The sequence below is a fragment of the Bifidobacterium sp. LH_426 genome, assembly GCF_056356875.1.
On the sequence record NZ_JBKEVB010000003.1, the window covers coordinates 24,928 to 47,209 of the forward strand.

At 66.0% G+C, this 22,282-nt stretch carries 14 protein-coding genes; 6 read left to right on the plus strand and 8 right to left on the minus strand.

Annotated features, from left to right (window positions below; genetic code table 11):
• Window positions 1–195: 195 nt before the first annotated feature.
• The 3 genes from AC1AYD_RS04090 to AC1AYD_RS04100 all read right to left on the minus strand — a co-directional run bounded on the left by AC1AYD_RS04090 (window position 196) and on the right by AC1AYD_RS04100 (window position 4,495).
• Entirely contained in the window at window positions 196–1,596 is a 1,401-nt protein-coding gene (locus AC1AYD_RS04090) for a DUF4032 domain-containing protein (RefSeq protein ID WP_476503244.1), read from the minus strand.
• Window positions 1,597–1,665: 69 nt separating this feature from the next.
• Complete coding sequence (gene rlmB / locus AC1AYD_RS04095) at window positions 1,666–2,661, minus strand: 23S rRNA (guanosine(2251)-2'-O)-methyltransferase RlmB (RefSeq protein ID WP_476503243.1); 996 nt, start codon at window positions 2,659–2,661, stop codon at window positions 1,666–1,668.
• A 706-nt stretch (window positions 2,662–3,367) separates the two neighbouring features.
• The gene (locus AC1AYD_RS04100; protein ID WP_476544716.1) at window positions 3,368–4,495 is read right to left on the minus strand and encodes an ABC transporter ATP-binding protein; all 1,128 of its coding nucleotides are present in this window, start codon (window positions 4,493–4,495) and stop codon (window positions 3,368–3,370) included.
• 320 nt (window positions 4,496–4,815) lie between these two features.
• Here AC1AYD_RS04100 and AC1AYD_RS04105 point away from each other — a divergent pair, with 320 nt between their 5' ends.
• Together AC1AYD_RS04105 and AC1AYD_RS04110 are read left to right on the plus strand one after the other, a co-directional pair.
• Complete coding sequence (locus tag AC1AYD_RS04105; RefSeq protein WP_476544717.1) at window positions 4,816–5,532, plus strand: LytR/AlgR family response regulator transcription factor; 717 nt, start codon at window positions 4,816–4,818, stop codon at window positions 5,530–5,532.
• Entirely contained in the window at window positions 5,532–6,872 is a 1,341-nt protein-coding gene (locus tag AC1AYD_RS04110; RefSeq protein WP_476503262.1) for a sensor histidine kinase, read from the plus strand. Before AC1AYD_RS04105 ends, AC1AYD_RS04110 begins: the two co-directional genes overlap by 1 nt.
• A gap of 203 nt (window positions 6,873–7,075) precedes the next feature.
• Here AC1AYD_RS04110 and AC1AYD_RS04115 read toward each other — a convergent pair whose 3' ends face one another.
• Both AC1AYD_RS04115 and AC1AYD_RS04120 read right to left on the minus strand, forming a co-directional pair.
• Window positions 7,076–7,576 (minus strand): GtrA family protein, encoded by a 501-nt coding sequence (locus AC1AYD_RS04115; RefSeq protein ID WP_476544786.1) that lies wholly within the window; start codon window positions 7,574–7,576, stop codon window positions 7,076–7,078.
• 76 nt (window positions 7,577–7,652) lie between these two features.
• Window positions 7,653–10,178 carry a glycoside hydrolase family 3 C-terminal domain-containing protein gene (locus tag AC1AYD_RS04120; RefSeq protein WP_476544718.1) on the minus strand — a complete coding sequence of 842 codons (2,526 nt, stop codon included), beginning with the start codon at window positions 10,176–10,178 and terminating at the stop codon, window positions 7,653–7,655.
• 266 nt (window positions 10,179–10,444) lie between these two features.
• Here AC1AYD_RS04120 and AC1AYD_RS04125 point away from each other — a divergent pair, with 266 nt between their 5' ends.
• Window positions 10,445–11,860: an ATP-binding protein gene (locus AC1AYD_RS04125; protein ID WP_476544719.1), complete on the plus strand. Its 1,416-nt coding sequence runs from the start codon at window positions 10,445–10,447 to the stop codon at window positions 11,858–11,860.
• Window positions 11,861–12,061: 201 nt separating this feature from the next.
• Here the strand turns inward: AC1AYD_RS04125 and AC1AYD_RS04130 are convergent, their stop codons facing one another.
• Entirely contained in the window at window positions 12,062–12,883 is an 822-nt protein-coding gene (locus AC1AYD_RS04130) for an ATP-binding protein (RefSeq protein WP_476544720.1), read from the minus strand.
• The gene (locus tag AC1AYD_RS04135; RefSeq protein ID WP_476544721.1) at window positions 12,859–13,554 is read right to left on the minus strand and encodes a response regulator transcription factor; all 696 of its coding nucleotides are present in this window, start codon (window positions 13,552–13,554) and stop codon (window positions 12,859–12,861) included. Before AC1AYD_RS04135 ends, AC1AYD_RS04130 begins: the two co-directional genes overlap by 25 nt.
• A gap of 240 nt (window positions 13,555–13,794) precedes the next feature.
• Here AC1AYD_RS04135 and AC1AYD_RS04140 point away from each other — a divergent pair, with 240 nt between their 5' ends.
• On the plus strand, window positions 13,795–15,333 hold the full coding sequence (locus AC1AYD_RS04140; protein WP_476544722.1) for a hypothetical protein: 1,539 nt from the start codon (window positions 13,795–13,797) through the stop codon (window positions 15,331–15,333).
• Window positions 15,334–15,559: 226 nt separating this feature from the next.
• On the opposite strand, the gene AC1AYD_RS04145 is transcribed toward AC1AYD_RS04140, so the two are convergent.
• Window positions 15,560–18,445, minus strand: a complete 2,886-nt coding sequence (locus AC1AYD_RS04145; RefSeq protein WP_476503235.1) for a beta-glucosidase — start codon at window positions 18,443–18,445, stop codon at window positions 15,560–15,562.
• A 213-nt stretch (window positions 18,446–18,658) separates the two neighbouring features.
• Here AC1AYD_RS04145 and AC1AYD_RS04150 point away from each other — a divergent pair, with 213 nt between their 5' ends.
• Window positions 18,659–21,007: a serine/threonine-protein kinase gene (locus AC1AYD_RS04150; RefSeq protein ID WP_476544723.1), complete on the plus strand. Its 2,349-nt coding sequence runs from the start codon at window positions 18,659–18,661 to the stop codon at window positions 21,005–21,007.
• A 126-nt stretch (window positions 21,008–21,133) separates the two neighbouring features.
• Window positions 21,134–22,111: a DsbA family protein gene (locus AC1AYD_RS04155; protein ID WP_476532560.1), complete on the plus strand. Its 978-nt coding sequence runs from the start codon at window positions 21,134–21,136 to the stop codon at window positions 22,109–22,111.
• Window positions 22,112–22,282 lie beyond the last annotated feature (171 nt).

The window sequence follows — 22,282 nt, forward strand, 5'->3', positions numbered from 1 at the left end:
CCACACGTTTTCTCCCGCCGGCATAAACAGGCCCCCGCCCGTTGCCTACCGCGTGTCGCTCCCCACCCGTCACGCTTTACCCCTCTACCGCAACGTTTCACTCCCCGAATATCACGGTTCCCTCCGTGGTCCGCCACGTTTTTCCGCAGCAAACCCCGGAGGGAACCGTGAATATCATGGAGGAAACCCGTCCGCTCAGTGGCTCCAGACCGCCGCGTCGGGGTCGAAGTCGGGGTTGTAGCCGTCGTCGGGGTCGTTGTAGGTGTACTCGTCGTCGACGACGCCGGAATCGGCCTCTTCGAGAAGGGTGTCGATGTCCTTCTTGTCGAGCATCTGGTCGGGCAGGACGTTCTTGATGTAGCTGGTCACCGCCTCGCTCATCGGCACGTCGTGGCCCGCCTTCTCGGCGAGGAACCAACGGTGGGTGAGCACCTCGTGGAAGAACTGGGCCGGCTCGATCTGCGAACGGTATTCGCGCGGAATCGAACGCACGGTCGGCTCGAACACCTCGCGCATCCAGTCGGTGGCGACGATCTCCAGATCCTCGCCCTCGCGCCACGTGGAGGCACGGTAGGCATCGAGGTCGTTGAGCAGGCGGCGGGCCTGGTTCTCCTGCACGTCGAGGCCGGTGAGACGCAGCAGCTTGCGGTTCGCATAGCCGGCGTCGACGACGCGCGGACGCACGAGCACGCGCTTGCCGTCCTCGTCGGTCTTCATCTCCAGCTCGTCCACGTCGAAGCCGAGATCGTTGAGCTTGTTGACGCGCTTCTCGATCTTCCACATCTCGTCCGGACCGAACTTGTCGGTGTCGGTCAGCGCGCTCCACAGCGAGTGGTAGCGCTCGACCAGACGGTTGCCGACCTCGATCTCGTCCACGTCGCTGGGCAGCAGCTGGCCGGAGCTCAGATCCATCAGTTCACCGATGATGTTCGTGCGCGCCAGATCGATGTCGTATTCGCGCTGGCCCTCGGTGAGGTTCACCTGCAGATCGCCGGTCTCGGCGTCCACGAGGAACGCGGAGAACGCGTCGGCGTCACGCAGGAACAGCACGTTCGACAGGGACACGTCGCCCCAGTAGAAACCGGCCAGGTGCAGGCGCACGAGCAGCACGGCCAGGGCGTCGATGAGACGCTCGGCCGTGTCCGGGCGCAGGTTGCGGGCGAACAGGGCGCGGTACGGCAGCGAGAACTTGAGATGCTTCGTCACGAGGATCGCCTCGAGCGGCTCGCCCTCCTTGTTGTGACGTCCCGTCACCACGGCGACCGGGCGCACGGCCGGCAGCTCGAGCTTCTGCAGACGACGCAGGATCTCGTACTCGCGCTCGGCCATCTGGCGCGTGATCTCCTTCATCGCGTACACCTCGTCGCCGACGTGCACGAAACGCACCACGTGGCGGGAGATGCCGCGCGGCAGGTTGGCGAGCAGGTCCTCCGGCCAGGTGGCGAGCGGCTTGTGCCACGGCAGGGTGAACATCTTCGGATTCGAGCTCGCCGCCGTGATGTTCAGGGCCCGGGGCTCCGCGTTACCGGGGGTCTCGGCCTCGGCGAGGACGCTTGTCGCCTTCGCCGCGCGCGGATCCAGTTTCGACAGATTCATCGATGCTTGCATCGTCGTGCCTACCTACCTTGTTGCCTGCTTATGTTGCCTGCTTGTACCTGTTTGTGCTTATGCCTGCTCGCCGGCCTTGCGGCGCGCGTTCGCGACCGCGTACAGGCTGATGCCCGCCGCGACGGACGCGTTGAGCGATTCGACCTGGCTGGAGATCGGGATGCCGGCGACCGCGTCGCACGCCTCGCGCACGAGACGGCTCACGCCCTTGCCTTCCGAACCGAGCACGACGACCAGCGGATCCGTCTCGAAGCCGGTCTCGCCGACGAGGCTGCTGCCGCCGCCGTCGAGCGCGACCGCGTAGTAGCCGCGTTCCTTCAGGCTTTCGATCGCCTTCGTCAGGTTGACGACGCGGCACACTGGCAGGTGCGCGGCCGCGCCGGCCGACACCTTCCATGCGGCGGCGTTCACCGACGCGGAACGACGCTCCGGCAGGATCACGCCGTTCGCGCCGAACGCGGCGGCGGAACGGATGACCGCGCCGAGGTTCTGCGGATCGGTCACGCCGTCGAGCGCGATGAACAGCGGACGTGCGGCGATGCGTGCGGCCGGCGAGTTCGCGGCCTCCATCGCGCGAGCCTTCTTGTCCGCGCGGTCGGCCAGCTCGGCGAGCGAGGAGTACTGGTACGGATCCACCTTGAGGATCACGCCCTGGTGGTTGCCGGAGCGGGCGATGCGGTCCATCTCCAGACGGTCCGCCTCCATCATGTGCAGGCCACGGACGCCGGCGAGCTTGACGATCTCGCGGGTGCGGTCGTCGTGCTCGATGCGCGAGGCGACGTACAGCGTGTTGCTGGGCACGCCCACGCGCAGCGCCTCGAGCACCGAGTTGCGGCCGAACACCAGATCGGAGGTGTCGTTCGTCGAGAACTTGTCGGCGCGACGGCGGGCCGCGAGACGCGGATCGGCCATCTGGCGGCGCATCGCCGCGTTCTTCATCTTGTATGCCTTGTGGTATTCGCGGTTCTCGGCCTTCGGCGTCGGTCCCTTGCCGCGAAGCGCGTTCCTGTGCTTGCCACCCGACCCCTTGGTCGGTCCTTTCTTAGTAACCATAAGGGTCATTGTCCCAGCACCCCGCCCCAACGCCCGCCGCCGCAGGCGAAATCACCCCCAACCCGTCACGGTTCGATCGGCTTGGAACCCGTGGTCGAGCGGATATAGCGACGCCCACGGGTCTTCCCCTCCACGAGCAGCATGCCGGCATCGACCATGGCCCGCACCGCACAGCCGGCCGCGCAAGAAAACCCGGGAATCGGCCCTTTCGTCCGGGAATATTTGCACTGAGTCGAGCTGAGCACAAGAAATCCCGGAACAAGCGGCAGTTTCCCGGGAAAACTTGCGCTGGGAAGTGGTCAGTACAAGAAATCCCGGAACAAGCGGCAGTTTCCCGGGAAAACTTGCGCTGGGAAGTGGTCAGTACAAGAAATCCCGGAACAAGCGGGGGATTTCCGGGAAAACTTGCGCCTCCGGGCGGGAACGAGCCGGGAATGAACCAAGAATGACCCGGGGGAATAGAGTGGGAAACGCCCCGGGAAACGGAGCTGGCGACGACCCGGGAAAACAAACTGGGAAACCGTCACCGCCTGCGGACGTGCCACGAAGTTGGCGTAGACAAAGAAAGCCCCGCGGCGTAGCGGGGCTTTCTCCAACGAGACGGAATAGAGAGGAAGAGAAACGTCTCGTTGACATGGTTGGCCGAATCAGGCGGCACATTCGCCGCAACCCGACCAAGTCTTTATAACCGGAACCGGGCCGGGCGTCAGTTGATGCGGAGCTCGGTGGACGGGGCGAACAGGTGCATCTTGGCCGGATCGATCTTGATCTTGACGATCTGGCCGACCTTCGGCAGCGCACGCGGGTTCACGCGAACCGTGGTGAGCTTGTTCTGGTCGGACATGACCTGGGCCTCCTCGGCGGCGGAGCCGTCGGTGATGATGTTGCCGTAGATGTAGCCGTCGGAGCCGAGATCCTCGACGTTGACGACCTTCAGGGAGAAGGCGTTCGGATCGTCGGCCGGGGCCAGCGAAGCGTCCTCCGGACGGAAGCCGACGACGATCTTGCCGCCGTCCTCCGGGGTCAGCTTGTCGACGGCGTCGGCCGGCAGGTCGACGGTGTCCTCACCGATCTGGGCCTTGCCGTTGACGACCGGGTGCACGTTGATGTTCATCGACGGGGAGCCGATGAAGCCGGCGACGAAGACGTTGGCCGGGCGATCGTACAGCTCGGTCGGGGCGCCGACCTGCTGCAGGACGCCGAGCTTGATGACGGCGATGCGGTCGCCCATCGTCAGGGCCTCGGTCTGGTCGTGGGTCACGTACAGGGTGGTGACGCCGAGCTGACGCTGCAGGGCGGCGATCTGGGTACGGGTCTGGACGCGGAGCTTGGCGTCGAGGTTGGACAGCGGCTCGTCCATGAGGAACACCTTCGGCTTACGCACGATGGCGCGGCCCATGGCGACGCGCTGGCGCTGGCCGCCGGACAGGGCCTTCGGCTTGCGGTCGAGGTACTCGGTCAGGTCGAGGATCTTCGCGGCCTCTTCGACGCGCTTGCGGATCTCCTCCTTCGGGGTGCCGGCGATCTTCAGGGCGAAGCCCATGTTGTCGGCGACGGTCATGTGCGGGTACAGCGCGTAGTTCTGGAAGACCATGGCGATGTCGCGGTCCTTCGGCTGCATGGTGGTGACGTCCTTATCACCGATGAGGATGCGGCCCTTGTTGACCTCCTCGAGGCCGGCGAGCATGCGCAGCGTGGTGGACTTGCCGCAGCCGGACGGGCCGACGAGGACGAGGAATTCGCCGTCCTTGATGTCGAGGTTCAGATCATCCACGGAGGGCTTGTCGTTGCCCGGGTAGATACGGGTGACGTGGTCGAAAATGACTTCAGCCATGGTTGTTCAATCCTTTCAGAGGCAGGTACGTGCCTCACGATCCGTTGTAAAGGGATTATTCGGTTGGTTGCTGTGCTTTGATCCGTTCGTCACCGTCCATCGCATCGCTGCAACGTCGGGCGATCTGCAAACCTCAGCGTTTACTTATCCGGACCGGCGGAATCGTTTCCGTCGAACCTTCGGCTCACTATACACGTTGTTCGCGCTCACGCAAGGAAAGCGCTTTCGCATTGGCGTTTCCCGCGCGGCGCGCGGCCGGCCGATACAATCGGGAACCGGAGGCCCGCACGAGGTGCCCACGCGAGACAGGGAGGTTGGTCATGCGCGACATCAGAATCGGGGTGGTCGAGGACGACGCCTCGGCCTGCCAACAGGTCCTGGACTATCTCAACCGCTATCAGGCCGAGAACGACGGCATCCGCTTCACCGTCTCCGTGTTCGACGACGGCGCGAGGATCGTCGAGAAATACGCGCCCGTCTACGACATCCTCCTGCTCGACGTCGAGATGAAGGAGATGGACGGCATGGAGGCGGCGCGGCGCATCCGCGAGCGCGACAAGACCGTCGTCATCGTGTTCATCACCGCGGCGCCGCAGTACGCGATCAACGGCTACCAGGTGGGCGCGCTGTCGTACCTGCTCAAACCGGTGCCGTGGTTCGCGTTCAACCAGGAGCTGAAACGGTCGATCGACACGGTGCGCCGGCGCGGCGACGAGTCGATCCTCATCGACGTGGGCGGCGCGCAGCAGCGGCTGGAACTCGCCGACGTGCTGTACATCGAATCGATCCGGCACACGATCGTCATCCATACGCTCGGCGGCAAACTGTCGGTGACGGGCACGCTGAAATCGTTCGAGGAGCGGCTGGCGGAGAAGGATTTCTTCCGATCGAACTCCTGCTATCTGGTGAACCTGCGTCACGTGACCGGCATGGCGGACCAGGACTGCGTGCTGTCGAACGGCGAGCCGTTGCGCGTGAGCCGGCCACGCAAGAAGGCGTTCATGACCGCGCTGGCCGCGTACATGGGAGGCGTGTGATGGGCGGTCTCGGCGCGACGATCACGAACGCGATGCCGGACATCCCGCGGCTGTTCACCGCGATCTGCGAGTGGGCGGCGTGCGTCACCTATCTCGCCGTGATCCACCGCCGCGTGGCCTTGCGGCGCACGGCGGCGGTCGCGGCGATCGGATTGGCGGCGATGATCGGCGTGCAGTATCTGGCCGGAGCGATGCCGCTGTGGTTCTGGACGCTCGGCATGCTGCTCGCGTTCGGCTGCATGTGGCTGATTGTGTGGCGCGGCAGCGGCGGCGGCAAACGCGAGTGCCTGTATGTGACGGCGCGTGCGTTCGTGCTCGCCGAGCTGGTCGCGTCGCTGCACTGGCAGCTTTCGACGTTCCTCACGTACGGCGTGGACCTGCCGCCGCGCCAGCCGTTCGCGACGTTGATCCTGGTCGGCGTGTACACGGTCTGTTTCGCCGCGGCATGGGCGGTGGAGCGGCGCAACTTCAGCCAGTCCGCGCCGACGACCGTCAGCGCGCAGCTGGCCGTCGGCACGGTGGCGATCACCGTGGTGACGTTCGCGATGAGCAATCTGAGTTTCGTTTCGACGAACACGCCGTTCTCCGGCAAGATCGGGCAGGAGGTGTTCTACATCCGCACGCTCGTCGACTTCTGCGGGTTCGCGATCCTGTATGCGCAGCAGGAGCAGGCGCGGCGGATGGAGGCGAGCGCGGAGCTCGCCTCCATCAACGCGCAGTTGGAGAGCCAGCATCAGGAGTATCTCGCGTCGAAGGAGAATCTGGAGTCGATCGGGCGGCTCGCGCACGATCTCAAGCATCAGATCGCCGCGTTGCGCGCCGAGGTCGATCCGGAACATGCGGCGGCCGGTTTCGAGCAGTTGGAGCGTTCGGTCGCCGAGTACAGTGCGCAGCAACATTCCGGCAATCCGGTGCTCGACGTGATTCTGACGACGAAGACGCGCGTATGCGAGGAGCGTGGGATCACGTTCACGGCGGTCGCGGACGGTGCGCTGCTGGGCGCCGCGAACATGAGTTCGATGGACATCGCGACGCTGTTCGGCAACGCGTTGGACAACGCGATCGAGGCGACGTCGCGATTGGACGATCCGGAACGACGGTTGATCCGTCTCGCCCTGTACCGGCAGGGCGCGTTCACGGTGATCCGCGTGGAGAACTACTACGACGCGGTGTTGAAGAAGGATGCGGCGGGCAATCTGCGCACCACGAAACGCAACGCGACCGGCCACGGATTCGGCGTCAAATCGATCCGGCACATCGCCGCCCAATACGGCGGCGAAGTGTCGATCAAGGCCGAAGACCACTGGTTCACGCTCACCGTGCTGATTCCGGGAGCATAGAGCGGTGATGCGATAGGCCTCCCTCTGACGAGGGAGGTGGCCGCCGAAGGCGGACGGAGGGAGAGACGTCGCCGCAGGCGGCAATACGGAATCGGCCGAAGGCCGATGCGGTTTTCCCGCGACCTCATGGCCGCTCCACCTCTCTCCCCCAGTCCGCTACGCGGACAGCCCCCTCGTCAGAGGGGGCCGATTCAGAACCGCCGCTACTTGGTCTTGGGCATGATCCAGAACTTGAGGAGGGGGTAGCTGACGACGACGGCGAGGAGCGTGTTCACGACGGAGGCGATCGTGCCGGCCAGCCCCGCGTTCATGCCCCAGCCTTGGCACAGCGCGGTCACGTAGCCGGGCAGCACGAGGTTCACGACGACGATCACGACGGCGAGGATCGCGTACTTCCACGCGGCGTCGTGGAAACTGGAATCGGACTTGAACACCCACTTCATCTGCACGAAGAAGTTCACGACCTGCGCGATCACCTCGGCGAAGAGGAAGGTGAGGAAGCCGCCCACGCCGTTGCCGGATTCCGGGTAGTTGAAGATCAGGAAGTGGAACGGCGCGGTGAGCCCGAGCGCGGCGACGAACACGGCGGTGCCGATCCATGTGACCACGAAGCGCGCGATCGTGGAGATGTTCGACAGCACGTTGAACAGGATGAACTCCCAGATCGTCGGATGCGTGGCGATCCAACGGCGGATCGGGCCCATCTTTGCGAGCTCCTCGGCGGTGGGCTTGGCGGACTCGGCCGAGGCGGACGTAGCGGTTTCGGCGGTCTTCGTCGCGTCAGTCATGGTTGATCTCCTTCGCGGTGCGCTTGTTGGCGGATTGGTTGCGGAAGTATGCCCCGATGAGCGAGCCGAGGCCACGGAACGTGTGCCCGTTGCCGATCTCGACGATCGCGTCGACCATGGCCGCATCGACCATGCCTTGCGTCATCTTGCTCATCGCCCGCGGCGGCATGTTGAGGATGAACAGCGTGTTGAGGTCGGGCGCTCCGGTCTTCTCGCGCACGCTCGCCTCCCGCTTCTTGAGCGTGTTCGCGACGGTCTTCGCGATGAATCCGCGTGAACCGCTCCAGCTCGAGATCGGATCGTTGACGCCGAACGTCGCCGCCCCGTCGCGGCCGGAGCGCGCGATCACGTCATAACCGAACAGCGCGGCCGTCTCGGCGTCGGTCACGTGCTTGACGTCGCCGGTCAGATAGTGGCCGAGCGCGGGGTCGGGGCCGGTCGCGTCCACGTCGCCGGCGACGGCGAACGACTCGCTCAACGGCAGCGTCTCGGCGTCGAAGCCGACCGACAGCGTCCACACGCCCGACTCGGTGCGCCACGCGCCGGCACCGTCGCGCGCGGCGGCGTCGAAGTGGCGGAACGTGTACCGGTCGAAGTCGATGCGCACGTCGCGCGTCTCGTGCGCGGCGAGCGTCACCTTCGCGAATCCCTTGAGCTCGCGCGCGGGACGCAGCACGCCGGCGGCGCCGTGAGCGCCGTCCGCGCCGGCGTGCGCGCCTGCCGCGCCGCACGACGGGCCGCTCACGTACAGCTGGACGACGGTCGCGCCGGCCACGTCGGAGTCGTTGGAGACGGTCACGGTGACGCCGGTCTCGTCGGCGACGAGTCCCGTCATCGTGAACGTGGCGTAGGACAGGCCGTAGCCGAACGGGAAGCGGACGGGCACGCTCGCGGTCTCGTAGTAGCGGTAGCCGACGAACGGGCCCTCACGGTAGACGGCGTCGCGGCCGGTCGCCGGGTACCAGCCGGCGGACGGGCAGTCGTCGTAGCGCATCGGCCACGTTTCGGCGAGATGGCCCGACGGATTGACCTTGCCGGTGAGCGCGCGCACGGTGGCGGATGCGCCGGCCTGTCCGGACAGTCCGATGTAGAGGATCGCGGCGACGTCGTCGTGCCACGGCAGTTCGACCGGGGAGCCGGCGACGAGCACGACGACGATCGGCTTGCCGGTCGCGGCGAGCGCGGCGATCAGATCGTTCTGCGCCTGCGGGATGGCCATCGTCGCACGGTCGAGGCCTTCGGATTCGCTGCGTTCGTCAAGGCCGACGACGGCGAGCGCGACGTCCACGTCGTCGCGCGAGACAAGGTCGACGGCCTCGCGCACGAGTTCCGGCTTCACGGCGCCCTGGCGGTCATAGCCGGGCGCGTAGCCGGCGACTTCGGCGGCGTCGGACTTGCCGAGTTCTTCGAGGATGTTCTCTTCGCGCGTGGCGTTCACCTTGGACGAGCCGGAGCCTTGGAATCGCGGGGTCTTCGCCATGTCGCCGACGACGGCGACGCGCGCGCCCGGACGGAACGGGAGCACGGGGGTACCGTCAATGCCGCTGGTGCCCACGGACGCGTTCTTCAGCAGGACCATCGAGCCTTCGGCGACGCGGCGGGCGACCTCGTGATGCGCCTTGATGACGGATTCGTCGAGCAGGTCGTCGCGGCCGACGCCGTCGAGGCGCGTGCGGCCCGCGACCTTCGCGACTTCGCGGGCGCGGGCGTCGAGGTCGGCCTCGTCGAGCGCACCGGCCTTGACCGCGTCTTCGAGTTCGCGCACGGACGTGAATCCGGGACTCGGCATTTCGAGCGAGCCGCCCGCCTTGACGGCGGCGACGGCCGAGTTGGAGCCGCCCCAATCGGAGACGACCATGCCGTCGAAGCCCCATTCGTCGCGCAGGATGTCCTGCAGCAGATGCTTGTTTTCGTGCGCGTAGACGCCGTTGATCTCGTTGTAGGAGGTCATGATCGTCAGCGGCGCGGCTTCGCGCACGGCGATTTCGAAGCCGGTCAGGTAGATCTCGCGCATCGTGCGCTCGTCGATGACCGAGTTGGAGGCCTGACGGCGCAGCTCCTGGCTGTTGACCGCGAAATGCTTCGGGCAGGCGGAGACGCCGTTCGACTGGATGCCGCGGATGAGGCCGGCGGCCATGCGGCCGGCGACGACCGGATCCTCCGAGTAGTACTCGAAGTTGCGGCCGCACAGCGGGTTGCGTTTGATGTTGAGGCCGGGACCGAGCAGCACGTTCACGTCGAGGTCGTGCGCCTCGCGGCCGAGCGCCTCGCCCATCCGTTCGGCGAGCGCCGGATCCCACGAACCGGCGACGGTGCCGGCGGTCGGGAAGCAGGTGGCGGGCTTGGAGGCGCCGAGGCCCAGATGGTCGCCTTCGCCGAGCTGGCGTCGCACGCCGTGGGGGCCGTCGCTCATCACGAAGCTGGGCACGCCGGCGCGGTCGTTGCCGCGCGAATCCCATTCGGATCCGCCGGACAGCATCGCCGCCTTCTCGGCCACCGAAAGCTCTTCGAGTTCCATGTCACTCTCCCTTGCAGTGATTGGCTTGTTCGTTCGATTTCTTCATCGTCGTTGCTTCGATTCAATCAGGATTCGCGGGCGCGTGGGGCGGTGCGCACACAACCTGTCGTTTCCCCCGCACGAATGGCACGCAGGCTCTTACGGAACGATCCACGCATACCACTTCTCAAAATTCTTAAGAAGTTCACTGTATTACTTCTCAAAATTTTTAAGAAGTGATACCGTAAAGGTTGCGACGATAAACGTATGAGAGGAACGAGGCGACCATGGTTCCGGACAATCCGCGCGAATCCTATGCCATGCTGGTACGCGAGGCCATGCGCCTCGACATCCCCACCCCCTCGCGCCGCGACGAGGTGATTCGTCAACTCGACAAGCCCGCCATGTTCAACATCGTGCACATCATCACCGGCATCCGGCGTTGCGGCAAGACGTTCTACCTGTTCCAGAAGATCCATGACCTGCTGGCCGCCGGAGTGCCGCGCGACCGCATCCTCTACTTCAATTTCGCCGACGACCGCCTGCTGCCGATGCCGGATGACGTGCTCGACGACGTCGTCAACGAGTACTGGCGTCAGGTGCCCGAAGCGCGAAGCGAAGGCGCGTACCTGTTCCTCGACGAGGTGCAGGAATGTGCGAACTGGCAGGGATTCTGCCAACGCATCACGGAACATGAGAAGGTGACGCTGGTCATCACCGGCTCATCATCGAAACTGTCCAGCGAGGAGATTGCCACGAACTTCCGTGGTCGATCGCACGCGCACGCGATGATGCCACTGTCGTTCCGGGAATACTGCACGTTCCGCGGCATCGCCGTGCCGGATGCCGTTCCGGACGGCCACGGCGAATCCGATGATGCTTCCGCAGTGATTAAAGTGATTAATGAGGCGTTCTCGCCACAGGAGGTCACCGGATTCGAAGGCGCATACGAACGCTATTTGGTCGAAGGGGGATTCCCCGGTGTGCAACGGCTGATCGAGCCGGATCGCGTCGAGATGCTGCAAAGCTACATGCGCGACGTGGTGGCGCGCGACGTCGCGGAACGGTTCGGACGAGAGAACATCGCGATGGCCACGCAGACCGCACTCTACCTATTGCGCAACACGGCGTGCGAGCTGTCCGTCAACGCACTCGTCGCCGCATTGAAAGCCACCGGCTGGAAAGTGTATTGGGACAAAGTCAATACGCTGCTGGAACTGTTCAAGCAGGCGTATCTGGTCTACGAGCTGCCCGAATACCGCACGGCGCTCAAACCGGGCAGCACCAGCGTGCCGAAGATGTACGCGGTCGATCAGGGCATGGCCTACGCGGTTTCCCGCGCGAACCAGCAGGATCTCGGCAAACGATTGGAGACGGCCGTGTTCTGCGAACTGCACCGCCGCACCGCCGGACGCAGGACGGAGGCTGTGACGTCCTACACCATGCCCGGCCCCAAGCAGGAGAAGGTCGACTTCCTGGTCGGCGACGCCCTCGCCGCCGAACCATACGCGCTGTATCAGGTGACCGCGGACATGACCGCCACGAAGACGCGGAACTGCGAGATCGGCTCGTTGGCCGCGGTCATGGCACGCACTCACCTCGGTTCCGGAAGCATCCTGACGTTGCATGATGAGGAGACCGTCGCGGTCGAAGCCGGCACGATACACGTCATCCCCGCATGGAAGTGGTCGCTGATGCGGTGATGCGGTACGTCAGACCGGGAAGGCGGCGAAACGATTTGGCCAATCGTGACGGAGATGGATGGACTTGGAGCCCTGTTCGCGGCCCGTACCCGAACAACTACGAGAAAGGCCCCTATTGCCATGCTTTCACTTCTCTACGGAAATACAACGCAATCCGATTGAGCTGATTGAGGCGCCGTCGCATTCCGTCTCCGTCCCCGACTATCGAGGTAACCGGATGCGGATGCGCCAGGTTCCGTTGCGGGTTTCGTGGGATAGGGTGCCGCCGTGACGCTCGACCTGTTCGCGCAGGAGGGCGAGGCCGAAGCCCGATCGCAGAGTCCGCCGGCCGGTACCGGCAACGGCGTCATGGTCCGTGTCATGGTCCGTGACGCCGTTGCTCTGCTCGATGATGATGGCGCCGACGTCACGAACGTCATCGCGTTCGCCTTCGCACCGCACCGTCAGCCGGTATGGCACAGCCGCATCCGCATGACGGGCGATATTGGCGCATATCTCCTTGCCACACGTGCGGATCGGTCGCGCCATACCCGGGGCGATCCGGCGGCCGTCGACGTCCACCATCATCGTCCCGCGGAATCCCAGATTCCGCAGCCGTCGCTCCTGCCGCCCGAAATACCGGGCGACATCCGACGCGGCCGACACAGCCGCAGCCGGCACAGTCGCCACACTCGGCGCACCCGCCGGCACCCCATCGGCCTCGGACAGCAGGCGGATGACCTCATGGGTGTTGTCCAAAGCCGCGAGGGACAGCCGGTTGATGTCCCTCATCAACGCACGACCATCCCCCGAATCCCCCGAATCACCGGAATCACCCGAACCAACGGAATCACCCGAGCCAACGGAACCAACGCGACCACGCGCACCATCGGCACCGCCGTACTCCCCCTCTCCCGCGCTCTGCGACAACAGCGCGATCGCGGACAATTCCCCGGTGACGGCGTCGTGCAGCGCGCGCCATCGCACGCCGTGGACGGCCAGATCGTCGTCGACCGGTCTCAGCGTCGTTTCGCCTGATTCCATTTGACCAGCGCCTCCCCCAACGTCCGTGCGTTCAGTTTGATGCGCGCGTGCCGCGCGTGGGATCGTGCGGTGGGCGGCTGGATGCCGAGCCGTCGCGCGATTTCGTTGAGGTTGAGCCCCTGCGCGCTCAGGTTGAGCACTTCCATCTCCGGCCATGTCAGCGTCGCCGCCGGTTCGGCGGGCGTGCGGCGGATGCGTTGGAACGCCGTCCCGGCATCGTCGAAACGCACGTCGGGTGCGGCCTGCGACGGCACCGTTCCGCCGGCGGCCACGATCCGTATCGCCCGTTGCAGGTCGCGCATGTCCGTTTTGCCGATGATGCCCTGCGCTCCCGCCTCGGCCGCGTCCGACGCGTACAGTTCGATCGGGTACGAGGTGATGGCGAGCATCGGCGGGCGCGGCGCGGCGGACCGGATGAGACGGCACAGCAGCGGGCCGGGCATGTCCGCAAGCCCCATGTCGACCAGCAGCACGTCGGGGCGGTCGTCGTCCTCCACGCATCTGACGAACGCCTCCCGACCGGCCGTCGCCTCCCACGCCAGCCGCATGCCCGGCATCCGCGGGATGATCGCGCGCAGCGCGTACAGGGTGATGGCGTCGTTGTCGACGATGCCGACCGAGACGCCCGTCCCGCCGTCATCGTTTCCACGTACCTCTTCGGACCGTTCCATAATCCGCAGTGTATCGCCGATTCCCACGCGGCGACGGGCGGCGGCACCGTGCGCGCGACGGTTCATCATCAAACGTTGACGGGACGCTGTGATGCGGGCGACGCCGGTCGCCGTCACGACAAACGTTGATGCCTTCGGCCGTATGCGCCGGCGTCGCGGAACGCCGCGGATACGCTGGAATCACGGATACGGCATCCGACGGAAAACGACAGAAACGACGGACGATGAAGGAGCCCTCCCATGTTCGGCCATGACACGCATCTTCCGGCGACGGTGCGCACGCTGATGCGCTCCACGCTCGCCTTCTGCACCGCGGTCGCGCTCTGCACGGCAGCTCCCCCAGCCGCGTCGGCGATCGAGCGCACCGGCGCGCTCCCCGTCACGACGCTGCGCGGCGCATCCTGTCTCGGCAGCGATCCGATCGCGCTGACGTCCGCTCCCGGCGGCCGGTTCCTGTTCGCGATCGACAAAGGCGGCACGGTCTGCCGAATCCGCATCACGGACCTGTCCGCGGACGGCACCGCACAGGTGGACGGCGGTTTCGCCACGTCCCGGCCGCACGTCGAGTTCACGCCGGATGGCAGGACGATGCTCGTCAACGGCGCGAACGGCATCGCCGCGATCGGCGTCGACGATCTCACGGTCACATTGCATCCCTCGACCGGAAGCGACTACATGCTGTCGCCGGACGGCGCGCGTATCGGCGTGATCGAACCCGACGGCACCGGCGGCGACGATACGCCGCGCTCGTGGACGTTGCGCACGTTCGCGGCGGCAGGCGGCGAGAACGTCGCCGCCGTCCCGCTGCGATACGCCGATTCCGCCGCCGGCCCCGCCGCCGCAATCCGCGACGTCACGCCGTACACGACGAACTCGGCCGGGACGGTATGGTTTGTCGGCGTCGATGACACGACCGGTGCCGGCGATACGGACGGAGGCTCTGGTGATGCCGATACCACCGACGACGATGCCGCCGCCGGACGATCGTTGCGGCTGATGGCGGTCGACATCGCCACCGGCGTGATGGACGACATCGCGGACGACGTGTCGCCGACCGTCTACGCCACCGGAACAGCGGACCGTCACGCGCTGTACGTGGGCACCGCCGATTCGCGGGTGCTGGCGATCGACGTCGACGCCTATGAGCCCGGCTCGGATTCCGGTTCCGGCTCGGACTCGGGCACCGGTTCGGGCGAAGCGACGGTGGCGCGCACGATGTTCGGACGGCACCTGCCGCTCGACCGCATCCTGCTCGCGCCGAACGGCGCGCGCCTGCTCGTCGGCATGACGAACGGCAGACTCGTCGTCGACGAAGGCACCATGCAGTGGCTGGACACGGGCGATCTCGTCTCGGCCATCGATCCGGACGGCACGCTGCTGTACTCAATCGACCACGGAAACGGTGACGCGATCGCACTCCGTGTGAACACGTTCGACAGGAACGATCCCACGGTCACGCGCACGCTGACGTTCGAGACCGCCGACGGCACTGGTGATTCCGGTCTTTCCGGTGCGGCGACCGGCCATGCGGCAGGCTGGACGTTCTCGCAGGACGGCGGCATCTGGTACGTGCTGCTCGCCTCGGCAACCGATTCCGCGCAACCGGCCGCGCTGCTCGCGATGGACGTCTCCCCGTTCACCGCGGAATCCGTGAGCCGGTCGACTACGGAAGGCGACGGGCGGCGGCCGCTCAGCACGACGACGATCGCCATCGTCGCCGCCGTCGCGGCGCTGCTGGTCGTGGCGATCATGATCGTGCGCCGGCGAACGGACTGGTGAGACGTAGCACGCGAGAGAACGGCCTATGCACACAACTTCTCAAAAATTTTGAGAAGTTTATGGCGTAACTTCTCAAAAATTTTTAGAAGCAACGAAGCGGCCGCAGGCGGCGGGAGCGCATCGGCCAGTAACCGATACTGCGTCTCCCGCGGCCTGCGGCCGCTTCTCTCTCCCGGTCAGCCTGTGGCTGACAGCTCGACCGTCAGAGGGGGCCGAGGGCTGCTGACTACTTCGTGGCCTTCACGGCGCGGCGGGCGAGGTAGCGCTTGATGGTGAGGACCTCGAGTCCGATCGCGAGGACGGCGGTCACGCCCCAGACCACGTAGGAGATGGTCTTCCAGATCGGGGTGGCGACGTCGGGCTCGCCGTTCTCGTACAGCCAGCTGTTGGCGGCCGTGTAGAGGATGTTGTGCGAGGCGGTGCGCATCGCCTTGACCGAGGTGGCGGACTTGTCGGTGATGTGGTTCGTCACGTCGGTGGTGGCGAGCATCAGGTCGTTGCCGCCGCGGATCGCGCGGTCGCCGCTCTGGTAGCCGTAGCCGCCGAAGTAGTCGGTGAGGACCATGCCGCGGAAGCCCCACTCGTCACGCAGGACGGTGTTGAGCAGTCCGGAGTGCGAGCCGGCCCACTCGGTGCCGATGTAGTTGAAGGCGCTCATCACGGCGCCCGCGCCGCCTTCCTTCACGCTCATCTCGAACGGCTTCAGGTAGATCTCGCGGATCGACTGCTCGTTGGCCCAGGTGTTGAGCTCGCTCAGTCGGTTCGTCTCCTGGTCGTTCAGGGCGAAGTGCTTCATGAAGGCGTACACGCCCTTGGCCTGCGCGCCGGCCACCTGCTGGGAGGCCATCACGCCGGACAGGTAGCCGTCCTCGGAGAAGTACTCGAAGGTACGGCCGGCGAACGCGTTGCGGTGGATGTTCATGGCGGGGGCATACCAGCCGGCCACGTGCATGTCGTGGGCCATGTCGCCGATGCCGTCGCCGAACTGGCGGGCCAGATCCTTGTTCCACGTGCACGCCACGGAGGTGGAGGACGGGAAGCCGATGGAGCCGACGCCGGTGAAGTTGTTGTTCAGGGAGGCGGGGCCGTCGACGTCGGTCAGGGCGATCTTGCCGACGGAGTTCACGGCCTGCGTGCCGTAGCCGCCGAAGGCGATCAGGTTGTCCATCTGGTCGAAGGTCAGCTGGTCGAGCAGCTTGTCCCACAGCGGATCGTCGTAGTCCTTGCCGGTGAGGTCGGCCAGACGCACGCCGTTCTTCGCGCCGGTGGTCGGCATCTGGTCGGAGTCGTCGTTCGTCTCGGACGGCTTGTAGTTCGACAGGTTGCGGAACTTGGCCTTGAGGTCGGCGGACAGCGTGTAGTTCGTCGGCTTGGCGGTCGCCTGCTTGTAGTTGGCGAAGTGGTCGGCACGGGACAGGTAGGTGATGCCCTGCTCCTCGCCCTCGGCGTCGTCGAACACGTTGGTCGCGACGGTCTTGTCACCCGAGTGCGTGTTGGACTTGGAGTCGTAGGTGATCGTCTTGTCGACGGTCACGGTCTTCTCGTCGATCGTGGTGTGCGAATCGGACTGGATGGAGATGCCGTAGTCGCCCGCCTCGAGCACGTAGGCCTTCGCGGTCTTGGAATCGTAGGAGGCCATGTCGTCATCGTCGAACGAGATCTTCACGGTCTCGGATTCGCCGGGCTTGAGCTCCTTGGTCTTCTCGAAGGCGACCAGGTTGGCGCTGGCCTTCTCGATGCCGCCGTTGGTGTACGGCGGGTCGAAGTACGTCTCGACGACGTCCTTGCCGGCCTTGTCGCCGGTGTTGGTGACGGTCACGTCGAAGGAGACCTTGCCGTCGGAGTACGTCACGTCGCCCATCTTCTGGTCGAAGGTGGTGTAGCTCAGGCCGTAGCCGAACGGGTACTGCACGTAGTCGTCGTAGTCGATCGCGCCTTCGTCGGCCGCGGTCTCCCAGTACTTGTAGCCGACGTAGATGCCTTCGACGTAGTTGACGAACGCCGGGGAGGTCTTGCCCTCCTCGAAGTTCTCGGTGGCGAACTCCTTCATGTTGTCGTACTTGAAATCACCGGCGTTGTTGTAGCTCGGCTGCTGGGTGAGGTCCTTGACGAAGGTGTCGGAGGTCCTGCCGGACGGGTTCACGTCGCCGGCGAGCACCTCGCCGAGCGCGGAGAAGCCGGTCTGGCCGGCGGGCGGGCACCACAGCACGGACTTGATCTGCGGGTAGTTGTCGACGAAGCCGAGCTCGAAGGTGTTGGCGCCGTTGTAGACGACGGTGACCTTGTCGAAGTTCTTGGTGACCAGGTCGATCATGTCCTTCTCGGTCTGGCTGAGCTCGAGGAAGCTGCCGCCCTTCTGGAAGTCCTTGTAGTCCTTGGAGTTGTCGTGGTAGGTGATGCCCTTGGCGGTCATGTCCTTCGGCAGGTCGGCGCCCTCGCCGCCGACGCGGGTGATGACGACCACGGCCTCGTCGGAGAAGGCCTTGGCATCGGAGATGAGCTTGCTCGAGTACTGCTTGGCCGGCACTTCGGGCAGGGTCCAGTCCTGCTCGGCCATGGCCACGACCGGACGGTCCTTGCGGTAGTCGGTGTACAGCTTGCTCAGTTCGGTGTTGGTCTCGACGCCCGCCTGCTTGAGGCCGTCGAGGATGGAGGTGGTCTTGTAGGACTGGTTCATCGAGCCGGAGCCGGTGCCGCCGTAGACCGGGTTCGTGGAGCCCCAGCCGAACACGTTGACCTTCTTCGAGGCGAGCGGCAGGTTGGAGTCCTCGTTCTTCAGCATCGTGATCGCCTCGGACTGGATCTCCTTGGCGAGCTTGTTCGCGTTGGAGATCGTGGTCTCGGACAGCGTGTACTTGGTGGCGGTCGCGCTGTTGAGCAGCGAGGCCAGCGGGCCGAACAGCATCATGGACACGGCCACGACCACGGCGACCAGGAACACGATCCACGATTCGGAATGCACGAGTTTGCGGGTGGCGACGTTCTTCACCGTCTTCTTGTTCACGCCGATGGTCAGCGCGAGCGCCAGCACGAACACCACGCCGATGGCGATCAGCTGCGGCGCGATCGAAGCGATGACGTTCATCACGTCGCTCCAGTTGATGCTCAGCATCGTTCTCCTCCTTGATTCTGCTTTCATCCGACACGTCGTCGATGTCGTTATCCCCGATTGTGCACGACCGCCGCGGGCCACGCCGCCCGCTCACCCCATCCTGTCGTTTCGCATGCATATTCTGCACGCCCGCCCATTCCCCGCACGCATGGGCGGCACGGCCGACCGGCACATATATACCGGCATGCCAGGCCCAAGGATAGGATGGGCGGTATGAGTGATCTGACGGCGTTGAATCTGGAACCGGGCGAAGTGGTGGGCGGCTATACGCTCGTCTCCCGCCTGGGTTCCGGCGCGATGGGTTCGGTATGGCGCGTGCTCGACGACGGCGGTCAGGTGTACGCGATGAAGATCCTGCGCGATTCGCTCGCCGAGGACGGTTCGTCCGATGATCTCTCCGGCGATGGCGCGGCGGCCAGTCCGGGCGCCCCCGGCTCCCCTGCCTCCCGCCGCCCCGCGCAGGACCCGAACCTCAAGGAGAACGTGACGCCGCGCGAGCGTCTGCGCCGCGAGGCCCTCGCGTTGAAGAAGGTGAATCATCCGGGCGTGTGCGGCATCGTCGACATGGAGCTCGACGACGCCCTCGCGTTCATCGTCACCGAACTCATCGAAGGCAGGAATCTCAAGGACGACGTCGCCGCGAACGGCAAATACGTGGGCGACGATCTGGAACGGCTCGCGCGCAAGCTGATGGAGGCCGTCAAGGCCGTGCACGCGGCCGGCATCGTGCACCGCGACATCAAACCGACGAACGTGATGGTCTCCGCGTCCGGTCCGGTGCTCGTCGACTTCGGCATCGCGATGGGCGAAGGCGAAAGCCACGTGACGCGCACGGGCCTCGTGATGGGCACGCCCGGCTTCATCGCGCCGGAGATCATCGACGGCGCCGATTCGAGCGAGGCGACGGACTGGTGGTCGGTCGCCTCCGTGCTCGCGTTCGCCGCGATCGGCGAACCGGTGTTCGGCACGAAGCCGCTGATGGCCGTGCTGGAACGCGAGGCGAGCGGCAACGCGAACCTCGCCGGGCTGCCCACGCACACGCTCACCGCGTTCCGCAGCGCGCTCAATCCCAATCCGCGCCGCCGCTGCACTCCCGACCAGCTGCTCCACGCGATCGCGCTGGACGCGCTCAATCCCGTGAATTGGGATGACGACGGCTTCGGCGGCGATTCCGCGACCGATGCGACCGGCGCGACCGGCAACGGCGCGACCGAGGTGATGCGCCCTTTTGACGGCGGCCCCAACGCGGCGACCAGAGTGCTCGGCACCGGCGCCGGTAACGCAAGTAACGCGGCCGGAGCGCCCGGCGCGACCGCCACATTGCCGGCGACGTCGGTGATGCCGTCGACGATGCGCGGCGCAGGCACAGGCATGCCGGTCGCGCCGTCCACGCCGCCCATGCCACGCATGGCCACCGGCCGCGCGGCATGGCGCGACGACGCGGACGACGGCGTCGACGCGACGCGCGCGCTGACGCCGGACCAGTGCACGGTCACGCTGCCCAGCGACGTGCTCGGTCCGGGCGACGCGGCGAATCCGCCGCTCATCCCAGCCGCCGGCTCGGGTTCCGCCGCGGCCGCCGGCACGAATCCGAACCATCCGAACCAGAGCGCGAACGCGAACCGCACGCCGCGCACGGCCACCGGCCGCGCGGCGTCGGCGCGCGAGGCGGCGGCCGGCGACGACCAGTCGCCGCTGCAGCGCGTGGCGGACGCCTCGAACCGTACTGGCTCCTCCCTGCCGCCCGCCTACGTGCCGACCTCCTCGCGCGACATTCCGATCGTGACGCCGAAGCCGAAGGGCGACGTCCCGCCGTTCCTGCGCGACCAGCCGGACGCGACGGCGGTGATGCCGCAGAACATGCAGCCGCCGGAACCGCCGCGGCCGCCGGCCGAGCTGCTGCCGCCGCAGTACGAGCCGCCGCAGCCGGAATACGTCCAGCCGGATTTCGCGCAGCCGGGGTACGAGACGCCGCAATCGCCGCAATCGCAGTACGGCCGCAACGCGGCGAATCCGAACGCGCCGCAGCATCGCAACACCGCCGACTCGCGGCGGGCGCAGTACCTCGAGCAGGGCGTGGCCGTCCTGTGCATGATGGCCGTCGTACCGGCGGTCGCCGCGGTGTTCCAGCCGCTGATCGGCCTCGCCGTGGCGGCGGCGCTGATGTGGCTGCTGTTCACCGTCGGGTACAGCACGGAGGCGCAGATCGAGCGCGAAAGCCGCCGCGGCGGCATGCGCAAGGGATCGGATTCCGCGTTGCGCGTCGTGCAGCTGCCGTGGCATCTGCTCAAAGGGCTGCTCGCCGCGCTCGGCCGATCCGTACAGTTCGCGATCATCGACCTCGTCGGCGTGGTCGCCGCGACCGCCGCGCTGCAGCTGCCGTGGGCGATGACACCGCTGCCGGACGGCATGTGGCCGTACGAACTGCCGTGGCTCACCGACGGACCGTTCACGACGACCGGATTGGCGCTGGCCGGCATGGCCGCGATCGCGTGGATCCTCACCACGCTCTGGCCGAGCAGCGGCATGCTACGCCTCGGCGCGGGCGCGATACGGCGGTAGCGCGGTCCCGCAGTTCATATGGAGTTCAATCAGCGACGGGCGTATATGTCGATTCGTGGGCTAGACTGACCCTCAGATCAGTCATCAGAGATCAGTCATTCAGTGGTTGGGAAAGGATCGTCTCGCATGGCCACGAAAGCGAACAACACCAAACAGCGCAAGACCCGCGCCGCCCGTCGCGCAGCCGAGGAGGCCGCGGCGAAGGCGCGCGCCGAGCAGGCGGCGAAGGAGCGCAGGCAGCAGACCATCATCGGCGCGATCGTGATCGCCGTGGTCGTCGCGCTCATCGCCGTCGCCGGCATCGCGATTTGGCGTTCGCACGTCGCCTCGCAGAACTCCGGCGCGAACCTGACCGTCGACCAGGCGTACTCGAAGCTGCAGGAGGTCTCCGACAAGCCGTCCGTCGCCGATGAGAAGGGCGGCGTCATCGTCTCGAAGGACGGCGTGGGCGAGAAGGTCGACGGCGTGCCGACCGTCGAGGTGTACATGGACTTCATGTGCTCCGGCTGCGGCAACTTCGAGCGCGCGTCCGGCGCGACGCTGGAGAAGCTCGTCGAAGCCGGCCAAATCAACCTCGACCTGCACCCGATGTCGTTCGGCGACACCTGGAGCCCCGACAAGTACTCGACGCGCGCCGCAAACCTGCTGCTCACCATCGCCGAGCAGGACAAGGACGCCTCGCACATCCTCGGCTTCATCCAGAACATGTACGCCGACGACTTCCAGCCGGCCGAGAACTCCGGCGTGAAGACCTCCGACGACCAGATGCGCCAGCAGGCGATCAAGGCGGGCGTCTCCAAGAAGGTCGCGAACGCCGCGAGCGTCGACAAGTACACGGCATGGCTGGACGCGATCGACACGTACAACCCGAAGCGTTCCGAACTGTTCAACGTGTCCGGCAGCTACAAGGGCCAGATGACCACGCCGACCGTGCGCATCAATGGCAACTACTGGGATATGAACCAGCTGTCCACCGCGGGCATGACCTCCAACGAGGGCCTCGTCACCGCGCTGGGTCTTACCGACGACCAGGTCGGCGTCGAAGGCCAGCTCCCCTCGATCGGCGCCAGCGGCAAGCCGATCTCCGTCACCACCGGCAAGTAAGCCAAGAGGACTAGGGCGGGCCGCTTCCGGCACCCCCTCGGTCCCGCTTCGCGGGACAGCTCCCCCTGAGGGGGCGCAGGGAGACGAGTGCACGAAGTGCATCCGTTGTTCTTTGCTCCCCCTTTCAGGGGGAGCTGGCGGCCGCAGGCCGACTGAGGGTGCTGGCGCTCG